We start from the raw sequence: 808 nt of genomic DNA, 5'->3' as shown, positions 1-808 counted from the left end.
GTCATACCGTTTAGCGGGCCCAAGTGTCCGAAACGGGATTTACGAATGCAGTCGGTGCAAACGGCAATTTACCATTACTGTAAAAACGCCCATGCACAGCACAAAATTGCCTTTGTGGAGATGGTTGCTGGCCATGTACTTGATCGTCAATTCGAGTAAAGGCATATCCTCGGTCTATTTGGGCAAATTGGTCGGCATATCTCAAAATAGTTCTTGGAAATTGGGTCATGCTATCAGACTGATGATGGATCCTGGTTCTGAATTTGTGCCGGCGCTTAGCGGCATTGTTGAATTGGACGAAAAATATATTGGCGGTAAACCCCGGTATCAAAAAGGCGTAGTACACAAGCGGGGAAAAGGTACTGCCAAGCAATGAGTGCTGGTGGCCGTTGAACGAAATGGCCCGGTGCGGTCTGCTCCGGTAGAAAGCGACAGTATTGCCAATCTGTCGCCAGTTATTGATCAGTTTGTCAGTAAACGCGCGCACCTTAAAACCGACGAGTTGCACGCCTATAAACTGATCGGGAGAAAATATGCTTCGCACCAGTGGGTGAACCATAAAAGCAAAGAGTATTCTCGCGGTGATACCCACAACAATACCGCCGAATCGTTTAACGCGATGCTGGAACGGGCAAAACAAGGTGTGTTCCATTATTTGAGTAAAAAGCATCTGTCTCGTTACCTGCACGAAATTGGTTTTCGCTGGAATCAGCGTGCACCAAATCTTAAAGTTACCAAAAAAGGCGAACTCAAAATCGTGATGAAGCGGTTGCCAGCAATTACCATGCTAAAATCGCTTCTGGTTCAT

At 46.5% G+C, this 808-nt stretch carries 1 protein-coding gene and 1 pseudogene; both read left to right on the top strand.

Annotated features, from left to right (window positions below; all coding sequences use genetic code 11):
* Positions 1–376: pseudogene (locus tag GY683_RS04045) on the top strand (IS1595 family transposase); the annotation flags it as partial.
* Positions 377–808 (top strand): IS1595 family transposase (locus GY683_RS04040; RefSeq protein WP_297287530.1); only part of this gene is annotated, 432 nt, incomplete at its 3' end. It lies immediately after the preceding pseudogene.

The organism is Moraxella sp. (assembly GCF_024227015.1).
GTDB lineage: Bacteria > Pseudomonadota > Gammaproteobacteria > Pseudomonadales > Moraxellaceae > Moraxella.
Note: the sequence above shows the minus strand (reverse complement) of the source record. Positions and strands in the feature narration are given on the sequence as shown.